Raw genomic sequence first — 22,488 nt, 5'->3', positions numbered from 1 at the left:
GCAGCGGGCTTTTTCTTTTGCAACAAAAGGAGAAATTCGTATGAAGAACAAACACAGAATAAAGCAGGGCTTGTCGCTGCTGCTGGCGGGAGGGATTGCGCTCACAAATCTGGGCGCAGCGCTGCCCGCCTTTGCAGAGGATGCCCCTGCCACGCCGGAGACAGCCGAAGCCGCCACACAGGAAACCGCTGAAGCCAATGTCCCGACACCGAATCTTTTGCAGATCACTGAAAATCTGTACGACGATCTGCCGGACGCGCCTACCGGCAGTTACCTTGGCAGCATGGGTCTGCCCGTGGCAACCGGCGAGACAAAAATCAGTATCTCCGCGTGGGTTTCTGACCTGTATCTTCATAATAGCCGTTATAGAGCAGCACCAGATTGCCGATGCCGGCGGTATGAGGGCCTTTCTGCATATAGGTTTTCACGATTTCGCCGTCGATGGGCAGGCTGACAGCATCGTCGGTCACGCCCTTTTCGCCCAGCACACGGATCTCGTCGATAAAGCACCAGTTCTGCATGGGAACGTGCAGTTTCACATACCGGGCCTCCACCTTTGCGGTGGCCTGTCCGTCCGCTTTGGGCACATAGGGGTCGTCCGCCGCCTTCCAGTTGTAAAGCACCTTGGCAACCTCGGTGGGACGATCGGGAATCAGAAACGCATTTTTCAAAGTGGACCAGCTGGCATTATCCTTGGAAAAAGAAACATCCACCGACCCGGGCATCTTGGCCGCAATGCCGTCGTTGCTGAGATTGTTGAACTCCACTTCGGAAACGGAGCAGATTTCGCCCAAATCAATGACAAACTCGCGGTAGGCGCCTTCCGAATAGGCGGTCCAGGGGGCATCCAGATAATCCGCAGTGGCCTCCACGCCGTCGGTCAGCTTGGTCTTTTTGGGGTCAGGGTAGGAGCTGTCCCCCGCCGCGCTGGCATTGAGCACCTCATAAGACTTCCGATAGGCCAGGTTGTCAGGATAATGAGGATCGGTGTCGCCGGTTATCTCCTCGGCTTTGGGCTCATAGGCGCCCTCCATCCGGTCGCTGCTGCCCAGGATTTCAATTTCGTCCAACGCCACCTGCTGGCTGGGCGCATCGGGAGAAACCGAAGAAAAGACGACCTTCACATACCGGGCATATACCGCGGTGGCATCGGCATGATCCTTCACCTTGTCCGTAGCCGCATCCCAGGACAGTTCCACCACCCCGTTCACAGGCTCCTGCTGGTCGTAGCCGTTCTTTTTGGAAACCTCAAACCAGTCCAGCTTGTCGTTGGAAACATAGATCTGAAGGTTGGCACTCTGCTTGATTTGCTGGGTAACCAGCGAAGCGGTGGATACCCCGGTGATGGATTTCTGCGCGCCCAGGTCAAAAATGGCGCACAGGGGATCGTTGTTGTAGTTGGAAGCGTTGTCGGGATTCATCCAGGGAATGGGTTCAAAGACCGTCCAATTGGTCATATCCGCCCCGGTGGCATCTCCCCGAACGCCGTCGTTCATCTTTTTGCAGTCGGCATCCGACGAATATGTCGGGTCATTCTCCGCCGTCAACATATATTTTTCGGTGGAAGGCGAGTAGGTGTAGGAGGCGGTCCGCGCCAGATTCTCAGCGGCGGGAGATTCTTGTTCGCCGGCGGGCTCAAAGGCGCCCTGGGCCTTGCCATCCTGCCCCAGAATCTCCACTTCTTCCGCTGTGAGGAAGGAATAATTGCCCCACAGCGCATTTGTTTCAAACAAAATCCGCACATACTGCGCGTAGATTCCGGTGGCATCGGGGTGCCCCGGCACCTTGTCCGCGGAAACCGCATACCGGGCCACATAGGCGCCAGTCTGCTCCGAAATGTCTTCTCCGCAGTTTTTCCCATCCAAAACGCAGGTCCACTGGTTTTTGTCTGCCGACACATAGACGCTGTATTTGCCGATATGGCCCAGCGAACCGGCGTAGCGGCCGGTGAGCCCGGCCGAGCTGTATGCATTTACTTCCACAATGGTTTTCGGCTGGCCAAGGTCAAAATCCACCGTGTTCTGATTGGAGAACTTTGCCCCATTTTCAGCATTGTTGAAAGCGGAATTGGAATAAAAATTGACTACGCTGTCAAAATCAATGGAACCGGCGCTGCTCTTGACGCCGTCGGTGAGCTTTTGGCAATCGAGGTCCAGAGAACTGACATCACTGCCCAAAAGGTCAAGATTGGACATATTATACAGAGCATCCTCGCCGTATTGGTAGGAGGACGCCGCGCCTGGCTGCCGGAGCAAGTTGACCGGCGACTGTTCCGCCAGAGGGTTTTCGCCTTCCTTCCGCGGCAAGGGAGGAACTTCGGCCGCAAATACGGCGGCATTGGAAAACAGAATCGCCGCGCACATCGCCGTACTCAGCAGCGCCTGCATTCGCTTGTTCTTTTCATGGTTGCATCTCCTTTTTCTTTTTGAAATTTTCCGATCGTCCAGCCGCATTCCTTTTCGGGAGCAGCGCAGACAGGACACATGCATTTGATTCCCATTATGGGAACCGGATTTCAACGTTGCAATAAACAAAATTTTCAAATGCGCAGCAATATTTTTTGCCGGTAAAACGAGAAAAACAGGGCCTTTGCCCGCCCTGTTTTCCACACTTTTTTCACCGGCAGAGCCAGCAAAAATTTTGCTTGGCCGCTTTTTACAAAAAGCACCCCGCAGCAGAAAAGCCATTGGGCAGCTTTTCCCCTGCGGGGTGTTTCTTATATGGTTTTTATTCGTTTGTCTGTCCTTGTTCCAGCATCCGGCACAGCAGCGGCCGCAGTTTTTGAGCCAGCAGCCAAAAGCCCAGATCGGTCAAATGGACGCCGTCCACGGTGGTTTCCTTTGCAACCGTTTCCAACATATCCCGTGCCGATGCAAACCAGATAAAGCTATCTCCCCGGGATTTCCGGCGTTCCACCTCCTGCTGCTGAAAACGCTCTTCCCGCGCAAACTGTTCCGCTTCGGTGCTGTTCCAGCCGCATTTTGTCTGCCAGCTTGCCGAAAGCACCAAAACCGGCAGCTGCGGCGCACAGCCGCGCACCGCATCCAGAAAGGCTGGCAGGTTGGTTTCCAGCAGCCCCTGGGGGCCGGCGTTGGGCTGGATGTCCACCACCAGCGCCCCCAGCCGGGGCAGGCTGCAAAAGCAGGAAGCCAGACCTGACATTCCCACGCCATTGCCCGAAAACCCCAAATTGTACACTTCCCGGTCCAGTTCCCGGGACAAAATGGCCGGATACGCCATACCCGGCCGGGAGGCACAACCTCCCTGGGTGATGGAAGTGCCATAAAAGGCGATGGTCCTGCGATGTTTGCGGGGCAATGCCGGCTGCATCTGCGCCCCTTTTTCCAGGCCGATTGCAATCGACCGAATGCCAATATACAGCGGCAGATACACCAGCACCTCGGTGTGCGGCGGAAGGTCCCGCGCCAGTTCGCAGCAAAAGGAGTCCTCCTGCGGCGAAAACTTTGTCAGCCCTGCAAACTGCCAGGCCATGTCGGGCAAAGCCCTCAAATAGCAGTCGCACCCGCACTGGGCCGCCGGAGTCATATGCGCCATATAGGGAGCCGCGTTTACCGCCGCCTTTACCCACACTGCCCGGCTGTCAGTCCGAAAGCGCAGGCAGGCACCCGCCATGTGAGAAGACAATTCGATCAGCGCCGGCCGCTGGGCCTGCAGCATACCGGAAAGAGATTGGGGGAGGCGGTTCCATCGCCTTTCCTCTGCAAAAAAGCCCAAACCTTCCACCAGAATGTTTTCGTTGGGAACTTCGTGCCATAGGATTTCTTCCCCCCGGGCATTCTGCGCCGCCATCTGCCGGTCAAAATCAGCTGCGTCCGCCATGCTTTACTCTCCTTTATGCCCTGTTGCAACCTCGAAAGTTTTTTCATAGAGCTCACGGCCGCGGGCGCCGCCCCTGTTCGCCGCGTTGTATATGGCCTTCACATCCTGGTAATATCCCTTGAACACCTGGGATCCACTGAACCCAAACCGTTGTGCGCCTTTCAGATAATCCAGATAACGCCGGTAAAAATTTTCGTCGTCAAAAGCGCGCTCGTCAAACTCCAATTCCAGCCCCATGTGGTTTTGGGCGGCGAGTTCCGCTGCATTTTGAATCTGCACCGGCTGCGTTCCATTAAAGTAGTGGTTTGGCTGCAGGATGGCCGCATCAAATCCCATTGCCTGCCAGCGGTCAAACCCCAAAGCCCGGTAGTAGGGAATCCACAAAAAGGCAAGTCCGCGCTCTCTGGCTTTTCGGCCTGCATAGTCAATCAGTTCTGTCTGGGAAGCATCCTCATGCAGCCAGTACAGGCCGCACAACCGCAGCGTGTCCAGCTGCTCAAAGGGGCGGTACAGCTCCGCCATGCGGTCCATATACCGGTCAATGGCCGCTTTCTGGCTTTCCGGTCCGCCAAAGGTCTGCCGGGAGGGAAAGGGAATGGTCAGCACCAGTCGCGCCTGCAGCTGGGGCCGCCGGCTGAGTTTTCTGGCCTGCAGCACCGCCTCGTGCAGCGCACACAGGTCCCCCTGCGGCCGCAGCGTTTTGTTCAGATACCACTCAAAATCCTCCCAGGTGGCCGCCTTGGCGGGGTCCACCGCCTCAAACAGCTGGTTGCCTGTGCAGGACAAAAGCCCCAAAAAGAGAAATCCATCGAAAAAGGGCTCGCCGAAACCGGCATTTCGTTTTTGATACAGCAGATAGGGCAGCAGCTCTTGTGCGCTCCAATCTCCCTGCTGCCGGTCGTAATACCCATTATAAATCAATACCAGATTCCGGATTCCGCCTGTATTCTGTCCGGATGTGCAATATTCACCTTGCATTTTTCCCTTCCTTTTCCAAAAAGTCGCGGGGCGTGATGCCGTAGGTGCGCTGGAAAGCACGCTTGAAGGAATACTCGTTGTCGTACCCTATTTCTGTGGCAATTTCCCGGGGACAGTATCCCTTCAGCACCAGCAGTTCCTTGGCTTTTGCCATCCGCTTTTCTGTGATATAGTTGTAGAAATTTTGTCCCACCGTATTTTTGAAGATGCGGGAAACGCTGGCATTGGACACGCCAAAATGGTCGCTCAGCAAATTCAGCGACAGATCGGGGTCGTGCAGATGCTCGTTTACATAGCTCACCAGCGAGCGGTTCACGTTGGTGGCCGCCTGCTGCTTTTTCTGCATGATCTGCTCACAGAGCGTGTTGACGGTGTTTCTTGCGCGGTCAAACGCCTGCTCCAGCGTCATGCCATGCTGCGGTTCCTCCATTTTCAAAAACATCTGCACCGGCAGCTTTTCTTCCAAAATAATCCGCCGCATGGTTTCGTACAAAAGGGTGGCAACCCGGCAGATGAGCGTATAGCTCAGCCCAAGGCGCTGATTTTCCTCGTACAGCTGCTGCAGGATCGCCTGCGCTCTTTTTTCGCTGCCCTCCCGGATGGCACGCACCAGCTGCGTTTCCCAATCCAGCGGGTAGTAATACTCCATGTTGGGGCTGGCAAACTGGATGCCGCAAATTCCCTTCTTTTCCCGCATGCTCTCTTTGATTTCCTGGTACGCCGCGCTGATTCCCGTCAGGCCCCTGCGGGCGCGGGCCACAAACACGCTGCATTCTATATCCTCTTCGATCAGCGCATCGTACAGCGGCTGCGCCAGTTCCATTGCGATGTCCTCGTCCGGCAGAGAGGGAAATTCTGCAATCACAGCGGTGCACTCATCAATATTTTCCACCAGTTCGCAGTGGCTCTGGCCGCATTTGATGGTTTGCAGCGATTTTTTCAAGGTGAGCAAAAATTCCAGGTGAATCCGCGTGTCCTCGATTTCGTTGTCGGGATTGCCAGGCTGATGGCGGAACACCACCACAACATACCAGTAATTGCAGGAGGAAGGAACCGATTGCTGATCACTGTTGAAATAGCCGCGCAGCAGCTGCGCATTGGTTTGCTCCCGCAGGGCATACCGATAGGCCGCAATGGTGTTTTCCATATTGGTGTGGTCGTCGTACAGCCTGCCCACGCAGGTGGCCAGGGTGTCAATATCCTGCTGTTCGTTTTTGCCCTTGACCTTTTTGTTTATCTTTTGAATCAGGTTCCCCAAAGGCCGGTACTGAATGCTGGCCAGCACATAGGCGGCCAAAATGCCCAGCATGGCAAGCACTAATACCAGCACATAGTTCCAGGCGCTCTGTGCAAAGGGAATGGGGGCATCCTCGCAGGTGAGGTCATAGGTTACCAGCATGCTCTGGCTGCTGGTGCTGCATGTTTGGGTCGGTGCAGAGGTCTGCTGAAAATCCACCTGCCAGATGGGCTGGCCGTTCCAGTCCTTTACGAGCAGCTGGGTCACCTGTTCGCCGCATACCTGCTGAAGCAGCTTTTGCATGGCTGCCTTGTCAAAGCAGCTTATGGCAATTGCCCGGGGCGGAGTAAGAATATCCAGCTGCTGCACATAGACCAGATAGTCCGCATTGTGAAAAGCAAAATTGCTGGGTTTGAGCGGGCCCTCGCACCCCGGCACATTCAGCAGATGCTCGGTGACGAGATTGGCAGGCAGCTGCAATTTTCGCTGCAAATAGTTTTCGTACTCCGAAACGGAAAACCACCCGCTGGACGTCACCACCAGATCTTTTTGCGGATAGAGCACTGCGATATCCCGCAGAGCGCTGTTGAGGCTGCACAGAGCGGTGAGATTGACCGAAATATCCTGTTTTTCCATCGGGCCGAACTCATTTTCAAAAATCTTGCTCTCCGAAGTGAACTTCTGCACCCAAATGGAATTTTGCAGCACGTTGCTCACTTCGCTGCCCACTTCCCAAATATCGTCCAGGACGTCCCGCACCTTCTGGCTCTCGGCTAAAAAGGACTTTTCGTTGGCTTCCTTGCGTTCTTTCCGCATGGCGGCAGAAAAAATAGAAATCCCCACAAGAAAAACACATACAAACAAAGCGATGTATGTAAAAAAATAGCGCTGAAAGTCCTTTGAGTGCCAGTATAAACGATGCATCCTGTTTTTCTCCCTCTGTGCCGCAATATTTTACCAACAAGCGTGCTTGCTACTAGATTACATCACAAATAGGCAAATAGCAATCCATTCCGCAGCAAACACCTGCCCAGCTTCAAGTGCAATAGCCGTGCCGCGTTTTGCGGCACGGCTTTGACTATTTACATTGATCTATCGTGCTCTATCATCAGGAAGGCATATTGGCCAGGTAGCGCTCATAGCGAGCCTGGTAGATATCGACCAGTTCGCTCAGGCCCAGCTCTTCCAGCTTTTCCACTTCCTTGTCCAGGTCGTCCACAGAGATCTGGCCCAGGGTGAGTTTGGTGGCCAGCTCCTTGGAAGCGGTTTGCAGATTGGGCAGCAGGGCATTGATCTTGTCGGATTCTTCCTTGGTGGGCAGAGCCAGGAAATTGTTCACCTGATCCGGATATTTCAGATCGTAGTCGATGAGGTCCAAAGTGACCTGCCGCTTGTAGTCATCGCAATTGGCAACCTGCTGGCGCATATCCACTTCCTGCACGCGGGGCAGAACGCCGTTCCACAGCATGGCGCCTTCGGAGATGCGCTGCTCGTGGGCCATATCCGCAGTCAGATCGGGAATGGGAGTCATAACGCCGTCTTCGTATGTGAAGTTGACGCCTTCCTGGCCAAAGGCGGTGAGCACAGCGTACTCATCGGAATACACAATATCCAGCAGGCGGGCAACGGCCTCCAGGTCTTCGCAATCCTTGGTGACCACATAGCGCTCCCAAACCATGGAACCGGGCTCAGACATCGAGCCGGGCTCCACGCCGTCCAGGGCGGGCAGCGGCATCAGCGGCGCATACAGCGCATCGGGGGCAATCTCCGCCACGGTGGGCTCGTTCCACATGGCATTGGTGTAGTCCCACAGGCATCCCAGCTTGTTTTCGGCGCGTTTCTGGGCCATCAGCTCAAAGTTGCCGGCGACAGAGGGGTCCAGAATGCCTTCCTGCACCAGGCTGTTGAGGTATTCAAAATAAGGCTTGACATTGGGGCTGTTCCAGGGGCTCACGATCTTGTTTTCCACCGGATCCAGGGCGATCATATCGGTGGGCAGATCAAACCACTGGGCGATGCTGGTGCGGAAAGAGGAGGGATCGATGAACATGATCTCATCCTGCTGGCCGTTGCCATTGGCGTCCTTTTCCCGGAAGTCCCGCAGCATCTGGGTAAACTCTTCCAGATTGGTGGGTTCGGCAATCCCCAGCTTGTCGGCCCAGTCGCGGCGGTAGAGCATGGAGAAGCTGCCGTTGGGGTCGGTATTGTCGCCGTAGTACTTACTCGACACATTGCAGAACCAATAAATGTTGCCGTCCTCGGCAGTGGTGAGCGGACGTATGGTGGGGAACTTTTTGTCAAAAGCCTCCTTGGCAGGGCCCTGGGAATATTTGTCGATGATCTCGTTGATGGGGATGATCAGGCCCTGCTCCGCCAGAGCCATCAGGGCGGCGTCGTCCATGGTATGGGCCTTGGCGATGTCGGGCAGATCCTTGCCGGAGGCAAACCGGGTCTGCAGGATCACCGAGTACTGCTCAGGGGCAACCACTTCCCAGTCGATGTCCAGCTTTGCATCGTCCAGCCAGCTTTTCAGGATTTGATAGGCGCTGTATTCCTCTACCTCGTTCCAGTCGTTGCAGGGAGCCCAGCCCTCGGTGCCCAGGATCTTAAGTTTGCTGAAATCACTGGAAGCCTGGTCGCTGCCGCTCTGGGAATCGCCAGAATTGGATTTTCCGCCGCAGCCGGCCAGAGTACCGGCAGCCAAGCAGCCCACCAAAAACAGGGAGAGCATTTTTCTTTTTTTCATTGTTTTCCTCCTATTTGTGCATGATTTTATTTTTTGCTCTTCTCTCATTTAGCCTTTCAGAGAACCGAGCATAACACCTTTGATGAAATATTTCTGGAAGAAGGGATAGGTAAAGATGATCGGCAGGGTGGTGAAAATGATCATCGCATACTGCATCTGCGTTGCGGAGAGCATTTGATTCATGGCATTTTCGATATCCGCCGAGTTGAGCTTGGTGAGATCTACAGTCTGGGCCACCAGCACCCTCTTGAGGTACAGCTGCAGCGGATGCAGGCTTTTATCCGGCAGATAGACCTGCGCCGCAAACCAGTTGTTCCACATGGTCACGATGGAGTAGATGGACACCACCGCCAAAATGGGCTTTGCCAGGGGCAGATAGATGCGGCGCAGAACTGTAAAATTGCTGGCGCCGTCTATGAACGCCGATTCCCGTATATCCCGGGGCAGCCCCGTGAAATAGGTGCGGGTGAGAATGATGTACCAGATATTGAAAGACGCCGGCACAATGATGGCGAAAATATTGTTGTAGAGATTGAGCTTGCTCATGAGCAGAAAGGTGGGGATCAATCCGCCGCCAAAGTACATGGGCAGCAGCACAAAGGCAACCACATATTTTCTGCCCCGCAGTTCCGGAACCGACAGCGGATAGGCACCCATCACGCTCGTGATGATCACCAGCACCGTGGTGGACACTGTATACAGGATGGAATTTCCGTAGGCACGCCACATATCGGAATCGGTAAAGATTTTTTTATAGGCCTGCAGTTCAAATCCCGTGGGCCAAAAGGATACGTTCATCGCCAGCACATCCTGGGGCTTGCTGATGGACATGATGAAAACATAGTACATGGGATACAGGGTGAACAGGCAGATGACTGCCACCGTGATCACGATCAGCACATCCACCAGCCGCGATCCATTTGGAATGCCGTGTTTCTTGCGCGCCAATATCTGAGTCATAATTTCTTCTCCTTTCCATCCGCAGCGGATCACCACAGCGAATAATCGGCAACCTTGCGGGAGACCATGTTGGCCAGATAAACCATGCCGAAGTTGATCAGCGCGATCATAAATCCAACCGCTGTGCCGTAGCTGAAGTTGCCGCCCACCAGGCCATAGCGGTACAGATAGGTGCCGATGACGTCGGCGTATTCGTAGGTTGCGGGATTGTACAGCAGCAGGATCATATCCGAATCCGCGCCCAGCATACCGCCCACGCCCATGATCAGCATGACCACAATGGTGGGTTTGATGGCTGGCAGGGTAACATGCCAGATTTTATGCCACCGGTTGGCGCCGTCCAGACTGGCCGCCTCGTAGAGAGTGGGGTCGATGGAAGCCATGGAAGACAGGTAGAGGATGCTGCCCCAGCCGAAGTTCCGCCAAATGTTGATCACTGTGTACACGATGGGGAAATACTGCGGCTTCATATTCAAAAGGAAGGGTTCGCCGCCCATCATCATGATGAATTTGTTGATGATGCCGTCGCTGCTCAAAAAGGAAAGCGCCATGCCGGCCACCACCACGCTGGAAATGAAGTAAGGCATGTAGCTTGCCGTCTGGGCAAACTTTTTGAACTTGACCAGCCGCACTTCATTGATCAGCAGCGAAAAAATGATCGGGATCCAAAACGCGATGCCCAGGTTCATGGCGCTGAGCACCAGGGTGTTTTTGATGAGCCGCCAGAAATACGGGTCATGTACAAATGTTGAAAAATGTTTCAGCCCCACCCACTTGGTCTGCCCGGTGAAATCCATAAAGGGCATGCCGGGTGTCCAGTCCTGGAAGGAGATCAGCAGGCCATACATGGGTACATAGCAGAAGATGAAAATCAAAATCAGCACCGGCGACATAATGGCGTACAGCTGTATCTGACTTTTTAATTTATAATTGATTCTCTTGGGTGCCGTCTTTGCGTTTGGAGTTCGCACGGTCTTGCCACCAGCCTTTCCTGCTTCATGTGCTTGATTGAACAATCTCAGTGTACGCCGGCCCTTTCGGAAATGCAATAAACAATACTTTTAGCGTGGGCGCAACTTTTGCAGCAGCCTTTTCCGCACTCCTTTTCGCAATATTTTTGCGTACATTTTTTTCATTTTGCACATTTTTTGATTTTTATTGACTTGCAAAATAGTGCTTTTATAATATAGCTAACACTAAACGGTCCCCGGACCAGAAAGAGGGAACTTATGTCTATTTCCGTTGCCGTCATCACCTGCGGCCCCAGCGACCTGCTCGCTCTGCTGCAGAAATCTCCGGCTCTTACCGTCGAAGTCCTGCACCCGAACGCTCTCACCCCCCACTGCCTCGATGGTTTCCAGTGCGCCTGCGTGCTGGGGGGCACCCGGGAGGAACCGCTGGTTTTCCCGGCGGAATGCCGCAGTGTGGTGGAGGATTTTTCGCACAGCGGCAGACGGGTGCTGTATGAATACACCCTGAGTTTCTGCCAGAACTACTGTGCATCTCCCGATTCCACCCGCTTTCTCCGGCTGGTGTGCACCGACGCGGAATTCGCCGGCCTGGAAGATGGACTTTTGTTGGATGATCAATGCAATATGCGCTGCACCCCCTACTATCGCAACAATCTGGCCAGACCTATTTTAATGTATAAAAAGGGGCTGTCGGAACACGCCCGCCAGCCGCTCAGCCAACAGGAGCGCACCGACTGCCAGCAATATGGCATCTGGCTGGAAACCCCCGCCGTCGCCGTCTGCTCCTTCCGGCTGTGCAACTTTCTGCGGGCGCGATTCTCTCCGGTGCCGGCCTGGAGCCGACTGGTGCGCTCGCTGATCGGCTGGCTGTGCGGCGCGCCGGTTCTGGAGGAGGTGGAGTTTCCGCCTCAGTACCAAACCGGCTTTGCCCGTTCCGCCGCCGACTGTGCCGCCAGCGGCATCGACTGGTTCAGCCGTTCCGGCATTCTGGTGGATGAGGGCAAACGAGGCGTGCTGGAAGGGCTGGGCACCGAAATTTACCCCGACGGCCACCAGAAAACCGCCTCCTCCATCCGCACTGACTGCTGCGGCGAAGCGGCGCTGGCCTATCTGATGCACTTTCTGGCATTCGGCGACGCCCGCAGCCTGGAGCGGGCCCAAAACCTGGAAGCTTTTGTCTACGACAAAATGCAGATCCGCTCGGGCCGCTTTCAGGGCATGCTCCGCTGGACCGACATCGCCTGGGAGGTGTGCTACCAGGACGATATGGCCCGGGCCATGCTGGTGACCCTGTTCAAAGCCCTGTACGGGCTGGGGCGGGAATATCTGCCCCAGTGCCGGATGGCGCTGGAATTTTTGATGAACACCACCGGGCCGGATGGCCTGCGGCCGGCCCGCACCGACAATCTGAACATGTCCGAGGAAGATTTTGCCGCGCTGAGCCGACAGAACGGAGCTTTCCCCTGCGCACATTATAATGCCTTTTATCTGGCCTGTCTACTGCTGTACGGCAAGCTGGAAAAGGACGCCCGCTGCCTGGCCGTGGGCGAAACCGGCATGCAGGCGCTGCTGCAGGCCTATCCCAAAACCATCCGGGAACAGAGCCAAACCGAGGAGCTCTGCCGGCTTCTTCTCCCCTTTGCCTGGCTCTACTATGCCACCGGCAAACAGGAATACCGGCAGATGCTCTACACCGTGACCCGGGATTTGGAAAAGATGCGACACCTCTCCGGCGCCTACCTGGAATGGGACGACGACTACTCCGCCGCATGCAGCAAGCAGGAAAACGGCGAATGTTCCCTGCTGGCCCGCAACGGCGACCCGGTGTGTGACCTTTTATACAGCAACAACTGGGTTCCCCTGGGGCTGATGCAGGCCTATTTTGTCACGGAAGATGCCTATTTTTACGATTTGTTCTGCCGGCACGCCGCATTTTTGTCCACAGCCCAGATCCACAGCCAGGACCCCCGGATCGACGGCGCCTGGGCACGGGGCTTTGACGCGGAGCAAATGGAGGTCTGCGGTCTGCCCAACGATGTGGGCTGGGGGCCCTGGGCCGTTGAAAGCGGCTGGACCGTGGCCGAAATTTGTGCCGGCCTGCTGCAGGGAGTTCTCAAAGACAAATTAAAGGAGTTTTACAAATGAAACTGGTTGTTCTTTCCCCCTCCAGCCTGCCGGAGGAACTCTTGGCGGGCCTGGGGCATCTGTGTGAATCCGAAGGTTTTGCCGTGGGCGAAGGCGGCATTGCGGTCACCGCGCGCCGGGCCGGCCGCTTTGCCTTCCGGCTGGAAGAAAACTCGCTGGAGGTGGAATACCGGGTGCCCGCCGAGTTTTTCCGCGCTTTGTCCTATCTGAAACAGCCGTCCCGCCAGCCCCTCGCCTGGAAGCAGCAGCCGGCCTTTGCCGAGGTGGGTGCAATGCTGGACTGTTCCCGCAATGCCGTGCTGACCCCCGACACGGTGAAGCTGATGCTGCGCAAAATGGCCCTGATGGGCATGTCGGTAGCCATGCTGTACACCGAGGACACCTACGAAATCCCTCAGCAGCCCTATTTTGGCTATCTGCGGGGCCGCTACACCCAGCAGCAGCTGCGGGAACTGGACCGGTATGCGGCGGACCTGGGCATCGAGCTCATCCCCTGCATCCAGACCCTGGCGCATCTGGAGCGGGCGCTGCACTGGCCGCAGAATGACCCCGACCTGCGGGACACCGAAGACTGCCTGATGGTGGGGGAGGAAAAGGTATATGCCTACATCGAGCAGATGTTCCAGGCTGTGCGGGCCTGTTTCCACACCCGGCGCATCCACATCGGCATGGACGAGGCCTGGTCTTTGGGGCTGGGAAATTTCCGCTTCAAAAACGGGATCGTCCCCGCCTGGGAATTGATGAACCGGCACCTCTCCCGGGTGGCGGCTCTTGCCCAAAAATACAATTTCGCGCCGATGATCTGGAGCGACATGTACCTGCGCGCCGCTTCGCCCACCGGCGGCTACTACGACGTTCCCGACCAGCTGCCCCAGCCCGTTCTGGACGCCGCTCTGCCGGATGTTCCTCTGGTTTACTGGGACTACTACCACATGGACCGGGCAAGCTACCGCAAGCTGTTTGACGTTCACGAGCAGTTCGGCGCACCGGTTCTGTTTGCCGGCGGCCTGTGGAGCTGGGTGGGGCCCGTGCCCGCGGTGGAAAAAATGCGCAGCGCCAGCCTTCCCGGCCTGGAAGAAGCGCGTGACCACCACATTTCCACCGTGCTGGCCACCGCCTGGGGCGACAACGGCGCCGAATGCCCGCTGCCCGCCATTCTGTACGGTTTGCAGCTGTACGCCGAATTCACCTATACCGGCGACACCAGCCCCTCTGCCCTGGCCAGCCGCTTTGAAAGCTGCGTGGGGGAGCCCTGCGAGGCTTTTTCCCGTCTGGGCGAGTTCGATCTGCCTGCCCTGTTTGCCCCTGTGTCCGACGACCCCGTAAACTTCTCCAAATTTCTGCTTTACCAGGACCCGCTGCTGCCGCTGTTTCAGGCCGACTGCGAGGGCCTTGCCCTTTCGGGCCGGTATGAATCGCTGCAGCGCCTGTACCACGGCTTTACCAGCCAGGAGCCGCGGTTTGAGGCCATGTACCGCTTTTACGAGCAGCTGGCCGGCTTGCTGGCGCTGAAGGTCCAGTGGTTTCTTCAGGCTCCCGCCGCCCGCTGCCAAAGCCCCCAGGCCGCCCAAATGGCCGCCCTGGCCCACGCCTGTGCCCGGCAATGCGAGAGCTGCCGAGCCGCCTGGGGCAGGCTGTGGGAAGCGGTGAACAAACCTTTCGGTTATGAGGTGATCGATCTGCGCATGGCGGGCCTGACCGGGCGATTCCGCACCGCCGAAGTCCAAATGCAGCGCCTGCACCAGGGAGAGATCGACGAGATCGAAACCCTTGCCTGCCCCAAGCTGCGCTGCCTGACCAACGCCGACGGCAAATTCCGGGGCTGCTATTCCTGGGGCGAATGCATCTCCGCCTGCCGCATATAACGCATATAAAAAAGAAAGAGGTATTATAATGGATCTTCCCATCAAAATCGTCATCGGCGGTCTGGGTGTGCGGGGATATGAGGTATACGCCTCCTATGCCAAGCGCAACCCCGACAAAATGCAGGTGACCGCCATCGCCGAACCCAACCCCATCCGCCGCCGGGATGTGCAGCGGGACCTGGGCCTTTCGGACAGCCAGTGCTACGAAACCATGGAATCCCTCCTGCAGCAGCCCCGTCTGGGGGATGTGGCTGTCATCGCCACCCAGGACCGCGACCATGTGCGGCTGGCACTTCCCGCCCTGGAAAAAGGGTATCACCTGCTGCTCGAAAAGCCCATCTCTCCCCTTTTGCAGGAATGTCTGGCACTGCAGCAAGCGGCGCACCGCTGCGGCCGGATCGTCACCGTGGCCCATGTGCTGCGCTACACTCAGATTTTCTCCACTGTGAAACGGCTGCTGGAATCCGGAGAGATCGGCCGGCTCATCCACATGGATCTGATCGAAAATGTGGCCTACTGGCATTTTGCCCACAGCTATGTGCGGGGCAACTGGCGCCGCGAGGAGGATTCCAGCCCCATGATTCTGGCAAAAAGCTGCCACGACCTGGACCTGCTGCGCTGGTTTGCCGGCAGCGCCTGTATATCCCTCTCCTCCAACGGCGGCCTGTCTGTTTTTCGCGCTGAAAGCGCCCCCGAAGGCGCGGACGACCGCTGCACCCGCTGTGCCCTATCCACCCGCTGCCCGTACAGCGCTGTGCGCATCTACATGGAAAATGAAAAGACCGGCATTCTCGGCGGCAATGCCGGCTGGCCCTGCTCGGTGCTGAGCGAAACGCCCACGCCGGACAGCATCCGCGCCGCTCTGGAAAAGGGGCCCTACGGGCGCTGTGTCTACGCCTGTGACAACGATGTGGCCGACCACCAGTGTGTGAACATGCAGTTTGCCAACGGCGTCTGCGCCACCTTCACCGTGACCGCCTTCACCCAGGAATGCTGCCGCACCATGCGCGCCATGGGCTCGCTGGGAGAGCTGGAGATCGACATGCTCCGCAACCGCGTGATGCTGCGCCGCTTTGGGCAGCCCGAGCAGATCATCGAGCTGGACAAGCTCACCGACCGCTTTGCCGGGCACGGCGGCGGCGATGACCGGATGATGGACGCCCTGGCCGCACTTTTCCAGCGGGAAGACCCCGCCTCGCTCACCTCGGTGGACGTTTCCATCGACAGCCATATCATGGCGCTTGCTGCCGAGCGTTCACGGCTGGAGGGCGGCGCCTGCATCGACCTGCTTCAGTTTGCCCGCCGCACCTGATTTTTCCCCGGAGGTATTCCCCATGCCATGTGTTCGTCACCTGCCCCGCTGCACCGATTGCTCCCCCCGCCCCTACGAAGAAGTGCACCGCGCCCTTGCCCGCCGGGCTGCGGAGGAAGGCATAATCCTTTTGAAAAACGAAAACCACACGCTTCCTCTGCCCTCCGGCTGCCGCATTGCCCTCTACGGCACAGGCGCTCTGCACACCCTGAAGGGCGGGACCGGATCGGGAGATGTAAACGCCCGGGAAACCGTTTCCATCCGCGACGGCCTGTACGCCGCCGGCTTTCAGATCGCCAACGAAGCCTGGCTGCAGCACTGTGACACCATCTATCGCCAGGCCCGCAGCAAATGGCGGGACCGCGTCTGGGAACAGCTGGAAACCGGCCAGCAGCCCCACTTTTTTGCCGCGTATGTCAACACGCCCTTTCAGGCTCCCGCCTGTGCGCCTGCCAAAGCGGCCTGCGATGCTGCACTGTATGTATTGAGCCGGTCCTCGGGAGAAGGGGCAGACCGCAAAAACGAGCCCGGCGACTATCTGCTCTCGAAATGGGAAATGCAGGACCTGCGCAGTCTGTGCAGCTTTTATCCCTCTGTCATTCTGGTGCTGAACACCGGCGGCATCGTGGACCTTTCGGTTTTGGACGAGCTGCCCCGGATCCATGCCGTGCTGCTGCTCTCACAGCCCGGCATGGAAGGCGGAAACGCCCTGGCCGACGTGCTGCGCGGCGCCGTGTCCCCCAGCGGGCGGCTCACCGACTGCTGGCCGCTGCGGCTGCAGGACTGCCTCTGTATGCAGCAGCCTTCCCCTGACCCCCGCACCGTTCGGTACCATGAGGGGATTTTTGTGGGATACCGCTACTTTGACACCTTTGACGTACCGGTTCGATTTGGATTTGGAGATGGCCTTTCCTACACGCAGTTTTCCATCCAGGCCGGCTGCCTGCGCCTGGAACGGGGAAACCGGCCCCGGTTTGTGCTGGACTGCACCGTGCAAAACACCGGGGACCGCTGGAGCGCAAAAGAGGTGATGCAGCTCTACGCCACCTGTCCCTGCGCCCTGCAGCCAAAAGAATACCGCCGGCTGGTCGCCTTTGCCAAAACCGGCCTGCTGGCGCCCGGGCAGAAACAGACACTTGCACTGGAATTTTCTCCCGATGCTCTCGCCTCTTTTGATCCGCAGGCGGGCGGCTGGGTACTGGACGCCAAAACCTATGGCCTTTGGCTGGGAAACTCGCTGCAGAGCTGCCGCCTGATTGGCGGCATACAGCTGGAACAGCGGGAGGTACTGGAACAGGTTTCGCTCTGCTGGCCGGACGCACCGCAGGACTGGTTTTCTCCCGGAATGAAGCACTGCCTGGAAAAGCGCCGCTCTCTGGAAAAAGAACTCCTGCAGCAGGGGCTGCCCATCCTGCCGGTCCGCCCGGGCTTGCTGCTCGGCTCCGCCCGCTCTCGTCCGCACCCCGACCCCAACGCCGAAAAAGCCCTTGCAATCGCCTCGCAGCTGGATGATGATTCGCTGGTGCGGCTCTGTGTGGGCCAATGGCACAAAGACGACGAAAGCCAACTGGGGTCCGCCGGGGTGAGCGTGCCCGGGTCTGCCGGCGAAACCCAGGAAATCGGCGGGGACATCCGGGTTCCCTCTCTGGTCCTGGCGGATGGGCCCGCCGGCCTGCGGCTGGCCAGCTGCTATTTCACCCAAAAAGGGCAGCCGCTGATCCCGCCTTTGGAACAGTGCTTTGAAAACGGCTTTCTGGCCCGCGGCGAGTACAACCCGGGCGGCACCCGGCACTACCAGTACTGCACTGCATTTCCCATTGGAACCATGCTGGCCCAATCCTGGAACACCTGCCTTTTGCAGGAAGTGGGGGCCGCCGTGGGCTACGAAATGGCTCTGTTTGGGGTCAGCCTCTGGCTGGCGCCCGGCATGAACATCCACCGCAGCCCACTCTGCGGCCGCAATTTTGAATATTTTTCCGAAGACCCGCTTTTGTCCGGCCAGATGGCGGCCGCCATCACCCGGGGAGTCCAGTCCTGCCCGGGCTGCGGCGTCACCCTCAAGCACTTTGCCTGCAACAACCAGGAGACCGAACGGCTGGAATCCAACAGCCTGGTTTCGGAACGGGCTCTGCGCGAAATTTATCTGCGGGGTTTTCAAATCGCCGTACAGTCGGCCCAGCCCAGTGCCATTATGACCAGCTACAATCTGGTAAACGGCGTCCATGCGGCAAACAGTGCCGCCCTCTGCACAGCCATCGCCCGCTGCGAATGGGGCTTTGCCGGCATCTTTATGACCGACTGGGACACCACGTCCAGCCGCCGCTGCACCGCCGAGGGCTGCATCCAGGCCGGCAACGACCTGTTGATGCCCGGCAACCGGCGGGAGTACAGCGCGCTGCTGTGCGCTCTCCGCGATGGCAGGCTGGACCGCCGGCTGCTGCGCAGCTGTGCCGGGCGGATCATCAAAACGGCGCTGGGGCTCTCCGCCCCCACAGCGCCCTGACCAGACAACCAGGGCGGCAATCACATACAAGGAGGTTTTTACAACAATGGATACCGAAAAACTGCGCAGCTGGCAAAGCTGGATTCGCACCGAACTTGAATCCTCTGTGAACTTTTGGCTCAAAAACGGCATGGATCCCGAGCACGGCGGCATCTACACCTGCCTGACCCGGGAAGGCAAGGTGTTTTCCACCGATAAAAGCGTTTGGATGCAGGGACGGTGCGGCTGGATTTTTGCCCACATGTGCCGCCTGTACGGCACCAGGCCGGAATGGCTGGAAGCGTCCCGGTCCTGTCTGGATTTTATGGAAGACCACTGCATCAACCGCAGTGCCGGAAACCGGATGTACTTCACCGTGACGGCAGACGGAAAGCCCCTGCGCCAGCGCCGGTACTGCTTTTCCGAGGAATTTTATGCCATCGCCAATGCGGAATACTACGGCATTACCGGCGACAGAAAATGCCTGGAACGAGCCCGCCGGGCCTATCAGCTGGTATACGATCTGAACCACGGCGCTCCCGACCCCACCGGCCTTGGCCCCAAAACCATCCCCGAAACCCGAAAGGGGCGCGCTCTGGCCGACCCCATGATCTTTTTGAACATGACCAGCGTTCTGCGCCGTGTAGACCCGGAACAGGCCGCTCTCTACGACCAGTATTCCGCCCAGTGCGTCCACGACATCTTCGCCTACCACCACAAACCCGATCTGCACTGCACCCTGGAATCGGTGGGGATGAACGGAGAATTTCAAAGCGACATTTCCGCGGGGCGCGTCGTCAACCCGGGCCACGATATCGAGTGCAGCTGGTTTTTGATGGAGGAAGCCAACCGCATCGGCAGCCGGGACCTGCACCGGAAGGCCGAGGATGTGTTCCGTTTTGCCATCAACGCCGGCTGGGACCAGGAATACGGCGGTCTGCTCTATTTCATTGACTGCATGGGGCTGCCCCCCGAAGCCTATGAACACGACATGAAGCTGTGGTGGCCCCACAACGAAATCCTCATCGCCAGCCTCATGGCCTACCGCGACACCCGGGACGAAACCTATCTGGACTGGTTCTACAAAACCATCGCCTATTGCCGCGACCACTTCGCCGACCCTGCATACGGGGAGTGGTATGGATACCTGCGCCGGGACGGCAAACCCACGCTGCCTGCCTGCAAGGGAAGCACCTTCAAGGGCCCGTTCCACGTGCCCCGCAGCCTTTCCATGGCGGACAAGCTCATCGACGAGATTCTCGCTCCATAAAAAGGAGGACTGGCTATGCCCCGTATCCTACTGCTGCCATTGGATGAGCGCCCCTGCAACTTTCTCTATCCCGCGTTAATGGTCGAAAAATGCACCGATGTCCAGCTGCTGCTCCCTCCCAAAGAGCTGATGGGCAGCAAAAAGCGGCCTGCCCCGTTTTTGCTGCTGGCGCAATGGCTGGGAAAAAACTTTTCCTGCTGTGACTATGCGGTGATCTCGATTGATATGCTCGTATATGGCGGCATCGTCCCTTCCCGGCTGCACCATCAAACCACCCGGGAATGTTTGGATCGCCTGCATCTTCTGGCCGATCTGCGCGCGCGATATCCCCAGGTCAAGCTCTTTGCCTTCAGCCTTATCATGCGGGCGCCCTGCTACAATTCTGCCGACGAGGAGCCGGACTACTATGCCGAGCACGGGAGCTCCCTCTTCCGTGTGGGAGTGCTGCGGGACAAAATCCAGCGCAATTTGGCCACAGCCGAAGAAAAATCCGAGCTTTCCGGCCTGGAACAGAGCATTCCGCGCTCCGTCCTCTCCGATTTCTGCAGCCGGCGCAGCACCAACCACGCGGTGAATCTGCAAACTATTTTTCTGGCGGAACAGGGGGTATTGGATTTTCTCACCATTCCCCTGGACGACTGTGCTCTCCTGGGATGGGCCGCCGCAGAGCGGCAGCAGCTCGCCGCCGCTATCCGCAGCCACGCGCTGGGCAGCCGCATATACAGCTACTCCGGCGCCGATGAGGCCGGCTGCATCCTGCTGGCACGGGCGGTCAACCACAGCCGCGGCATAACCCCGTCGGTGCACATCTGTTACAGCAGCGCCGGCGCACCTATGGTTATTCCCCGCTTTGAAGACCGGCCGCTGGGCGAAAACCTCAAATGGCTGGTCGCCGCGGCCGGCGGCAGAACCTGCTTTTCCCTGCAAGAAGCCGACTACATCCTTGTTGTCAACGCCCCCACCGAAGGGCAAAGCGCCATGGGCGACGCCAAATCTCCCGCCCCTCACTCTGCTTTTGGCGAACGATGCCTGCCCGATCTCGCCGCCAATCTGCGGGCGCTGGCCGCCAAAAAGCCTGTGATTCTGGCCGACCTGGCTGTCACAAACGGAGCCGACCGGGAATGGATGGACCTTTTGCAGCAGCAAAATCTGTTGAAAACGCTCTATGCCTATGCAGGCTGGAACACAGCGGCCAATGCTGCCGGCTGCTGCATCGCCCAGGGAATGCTCTGCGGCAAAGATAGCACACAAAGTGCCCTGTTCACCTGCCATCGGATTCTGGAGGATTGGCTTTATATGAGCCTGGTGCGCCGGGACGTTGCTGCATACGCGCAGCGAAAAGGGCTCTCTTTTGACGACTCCTGGCAGGAACAGCTGCTTGCAAAATATGTGACACGGCAGATGTGCCGGCTGGCCAAAGGGCTTTCTCTCCCTGCACAGGTGGAAATCAGCCAAATTTCCTTTCCCTGGCATCGCCCGTTTGAAATCGAGCTTTTCATCCAGCTCTCCGCACCTTCCAAAGCGGGCATGTAAAAGAAAATCAGCCCCCAAGCGGACGGCATCTGCCGCCCGCTTTTTTTCAGGCAAAAAGCTCCGCGCCCCTCCAGCGCCCCTATGCCCAGGAGATCCAGACTGCCGAATACGGCGAAAAGCTGGAAAACCATCTGCGCTACCACAACTACAAGCTGCGGGGCATCGTCAACGGCATCGATTACGGCATGTGGAACCCCGCCACCGACCCCGCCCTGGCGGTGAACTACGACATCACCAACGTACTGCAGCACAAGCACGAGAACAAGCTGGCGCTGCAGCAGGAGCTGGGCCTGGTCCAGGACGAGGGCAAATTCGTCATCGGCCTGATCTCCCGCCTGACCAACCAGAAGGGTCTGGATCTGGTCAACGCCATCGTGCCCCAGGTCATGGACGGCAACACCCAGGTGGTGGTACTGGGCACCGGCGACAAGCAGTATGAGGACACCTTCCGCTACTACGAGAACGCCTACAAGGGCATGTTCAGCGCCTGCATCCAGTACGACGAGGCCCGGGCCCACCGGATCTACGCCGGCGCCGACGCTTTGCTGGTGCCCTCCCGCTTCGAGCCCTGCGGCCTGACCCAGCTCAACGCCATGCACTACGGCACTCTGCCCATCGTGCGGGAAACCGGCGGCCTGAAGGACACCGTGCAGCCCTACAACGTCTTCAACGGCGACGGCAACGGCTTCACCTTCGACCGCTACGACGCCGGTCTGCTGCTGGACGCCATCAACCGCGCCAAGACCGAGTATTTCCTCAACCGCTACCACTGGGACGAGGTGGTACAGCGGGATATGGCCAAGGATGTTTCCTGGGAGAACTCGGCCAAGCAGTACAAAGACCTGTATCTGGAGCTCACTCCGTGGTGATCTGATCTCCGCTATCCCCAGCCCGGCCCCCAAGGCCGGGCTCAGCCTGTAGAAAAACCTGCTTTGGCAATCAGGCCAGAGCAGGTGTTCTGTTTGAAAACAAGAAGACAGGTGGAAAAAGCAGTGAAATGTCAGGCGCATTTTCGCGCAATCTGGACCGTTTGCCGCCATCCGGTGCCGGATGGCGGCCATTCCATTTCCAGGTGGCCAGCTTTTTCAGATTCATGGCAGCAAATTTAAGCTTCACCCAGTTTGTCACCTGGGCCAAGCCTCTGTACTG

The 22,488-nt window shown here is 57.9% G+C and carries 15 protein-coding genes; 7 read left to right on the top strand and 8 right to left on the bottom strand.

Features of this window, described 5'->3' with window-relative positions; all coding sequences use genetic code 11:
• Positions 1–317: 317 nt before the first annotated feature.
• The 7 genes from U0L91_RS05455 to U0L91_RS05425 form a co-directional block, all read right to left on the bottom strand.
• Positions 318–2,195, bottom strand: a complete 1,878-nt coding sequence (locus U0L91_RS05455) for a discoidin domain-containing protein (RefSeq protein WP_330045186.1) — start codon at positions 2,193–2,195, stop codon at positions 318–320.
• 532 nt (positions 2,196–2,727) lie between these two features.
• Positions 2,728–3,840 (bottom strand): SGNH/GDSL hydrolase family protein, encoded by a 1,113-nt coding sequence (locus U0L91_RS05450; protein WP_270752460.1) that lies wholly within the window; start codon positions 3,838–3,840, stop codon positions 2,728–2,730.
• A 3-nt stretch (positions 3,841–3,843) separates the two neighbouring features.
• Positions 3,844–4,761 carry a DUF4855 domain-containing protein gene (locus U0L91_RS05445; RefSeq protein ID WP_256273356.1) on the bottom strand — a complete coding sequence of 306 codons (918 nt, stop codon included), beginning with the start codon at positions 4,759–4,761 and terminating at the stop codon, positions 3,844–3,846.
• Positions 4,762–4,807: 46 nt separating this feature from the next.
• A complete protein-coding gene (locus U0L91_RS05440; protein ID WP_330045185.1) occupies positions 4,808–6,898 on the bottom strand; it encodes a helix-turn-helix domain-containing protein in 2,091 nt (696 codons plus the stop codon).
• Positions 6,899–7,163: 265 nt separating this feature from the next.
• On the bottom strand, positions 7,164–8,801 hold the full coding sequence (locus U0L91_RS05435; RefSeq protein WP_270752462.1) for an extracellular solute-binding protein: 1,638 nt from the start codon (positions 8,799–8,801) through the stop codon (positions 7,164–7,166).
• Positions 8,802–8,849: 48 nt separating this feature from the next.
• Complete coding sequence (locus tag U0L91_RS05430; RefSeq protein WP_270752463.1) at positions 8,850–9,761, bottom strand: carbohydrate ABC transporter permease; 912 nt, start codon at positions 9,759–9,761, stop codon at positions 8,850–8,852.
• A gap of 29 nt (positions 9,762–9,790) precedes the next feature.
• On the bottom strand, positions 9,791–10,636 hold the full coding sequence (locus U0L91_RS05425; protein ID WP_330045184.1) for an ABC transporter permease: 846 nt from the start codon (positions 10,634–10,636) through the stop codon (positions 9,791–9,793).
• A gap of 354 nt (positions 10,637–10,990) precedes the next feature.
• Here U0L91_RS05425 and U0L91_RS05420 point away from each other — a divergent pair, with 354 nt between their 5' ends.
• The 7 genes from U0L91_RS05420 (at position 10,991) to U0L91_RS05390 (ending at position 22,208) form a co-directional block, all read left to right on the top strand.
• Positions 10,991–12,877, top strand: coding sequence for a hypothetical protein (locus U0L91_RS05420; RefSeq protein ID WP_270752465.1), 1,887 nt, complete (start codon positions 10,991–10,993; stop codon positions 12,875–12,877).
• On the top strand, positions 12,874–14,742 hold the full coding sequence (locus U0L91_RS05415) for a beta-N-acetylhexosaminidase (RefSeq protein WP_294815293.1): 1,869 nt from the start codon (positions 12,874–12,876) through the stop codon (positions 14,740–14,742). Before U0L91_RS05420 ends, U0L91_RS05415 begins: the two co-directional genes overlap by 4 nt.
• Positions 14,743–14,770: 28 nt before the next feature.
• The gene (locus U0L91_RS05410) at positions 14,771–16,054 is read left to right on the top strand and encodes a Gfo/Idh/MocA family protein (protein WP_256273348.1); all 1,284 of its coding nucleotides are present in this window, start codon (positions 14,771–14,773) and stop codon (positions 16,052–16,054) included.
• 22 nt (positions 16,055–16,076) lie between these two features.
• Positions 16,077–18,557 carry a glycoside hydrolase family 3 protein gene (locus U0L91_RS05405; RefSeq protein ID WP_270752467.1) on the top strand — a complete coding sequence of 827 codons (2,481 nt, stop codon included), beginning with the start codon at positions 16,077–16,079 and terminating at the stop codon, positions 18,555–18,557.
• A gap of 46 nt (positions 18,558–18,603) precedes the next feature.
• Positions 18,604–19,806 (top strand): AGE family epimerase/isomerase, encoded by a 1,203-nt coding sequence (locus U0L91_RS05400; RefSeq protein WP_256273346.1) that lies wholly within the window; start codon positions 18,604–18,606, stop codon positions 19,804–19,806.
• 15 nt (positions 19,807–19,821) lie between these two features.
• Complete coding sequence (locus U0L91_RS05395; protein WP_330045183.1) at positions 19,822–21,339, top strand: DUF4127 family protein; 1,518 nt, start codon at positions 19,822–19,824, stop codon at positions 21,337–21,339.
• 185 nt (positions 21,340–21,524) lie between these two features.
• Positions 21,525–22,208 carry a glycogen synthase gene (locus U0L91_RS05390; protein WP_336647843.1) on the top strand — a complete coding sequence of 228 codons (684 nt, stop codon included), beginning with the start codon at positions 21,525–21,527 and terminating at the stop codon, positions 22,206–22,208.
• 70 nt (positions 22,209–22,278) lie between these two features.
• On the opposite strand, the gene U0L91_RS05385 is transcribed toward U0L91_RS05390, so the two are convergent.
• Positions 22,279–22,488: hypothetical protein (locus tag U0L91_RS05385; RefSeq protein WP_481804518.1), on the bottom strand; the 210-nt coding region annotated here is incomplete at its 5' end.

It is taken from the genome of Gemmiger sp. (assembly GCF_036306485.1).
In the GTDB taxonomy this organism is placed as follows: domain Bacteria; phylum Bacillota; class Clostridia; order Oscillospirales; family Ruminococcaceae; genus Gemmiger.
This window is presented reverse-complemented; position numbering and strand designations above follow the sequence as displayed.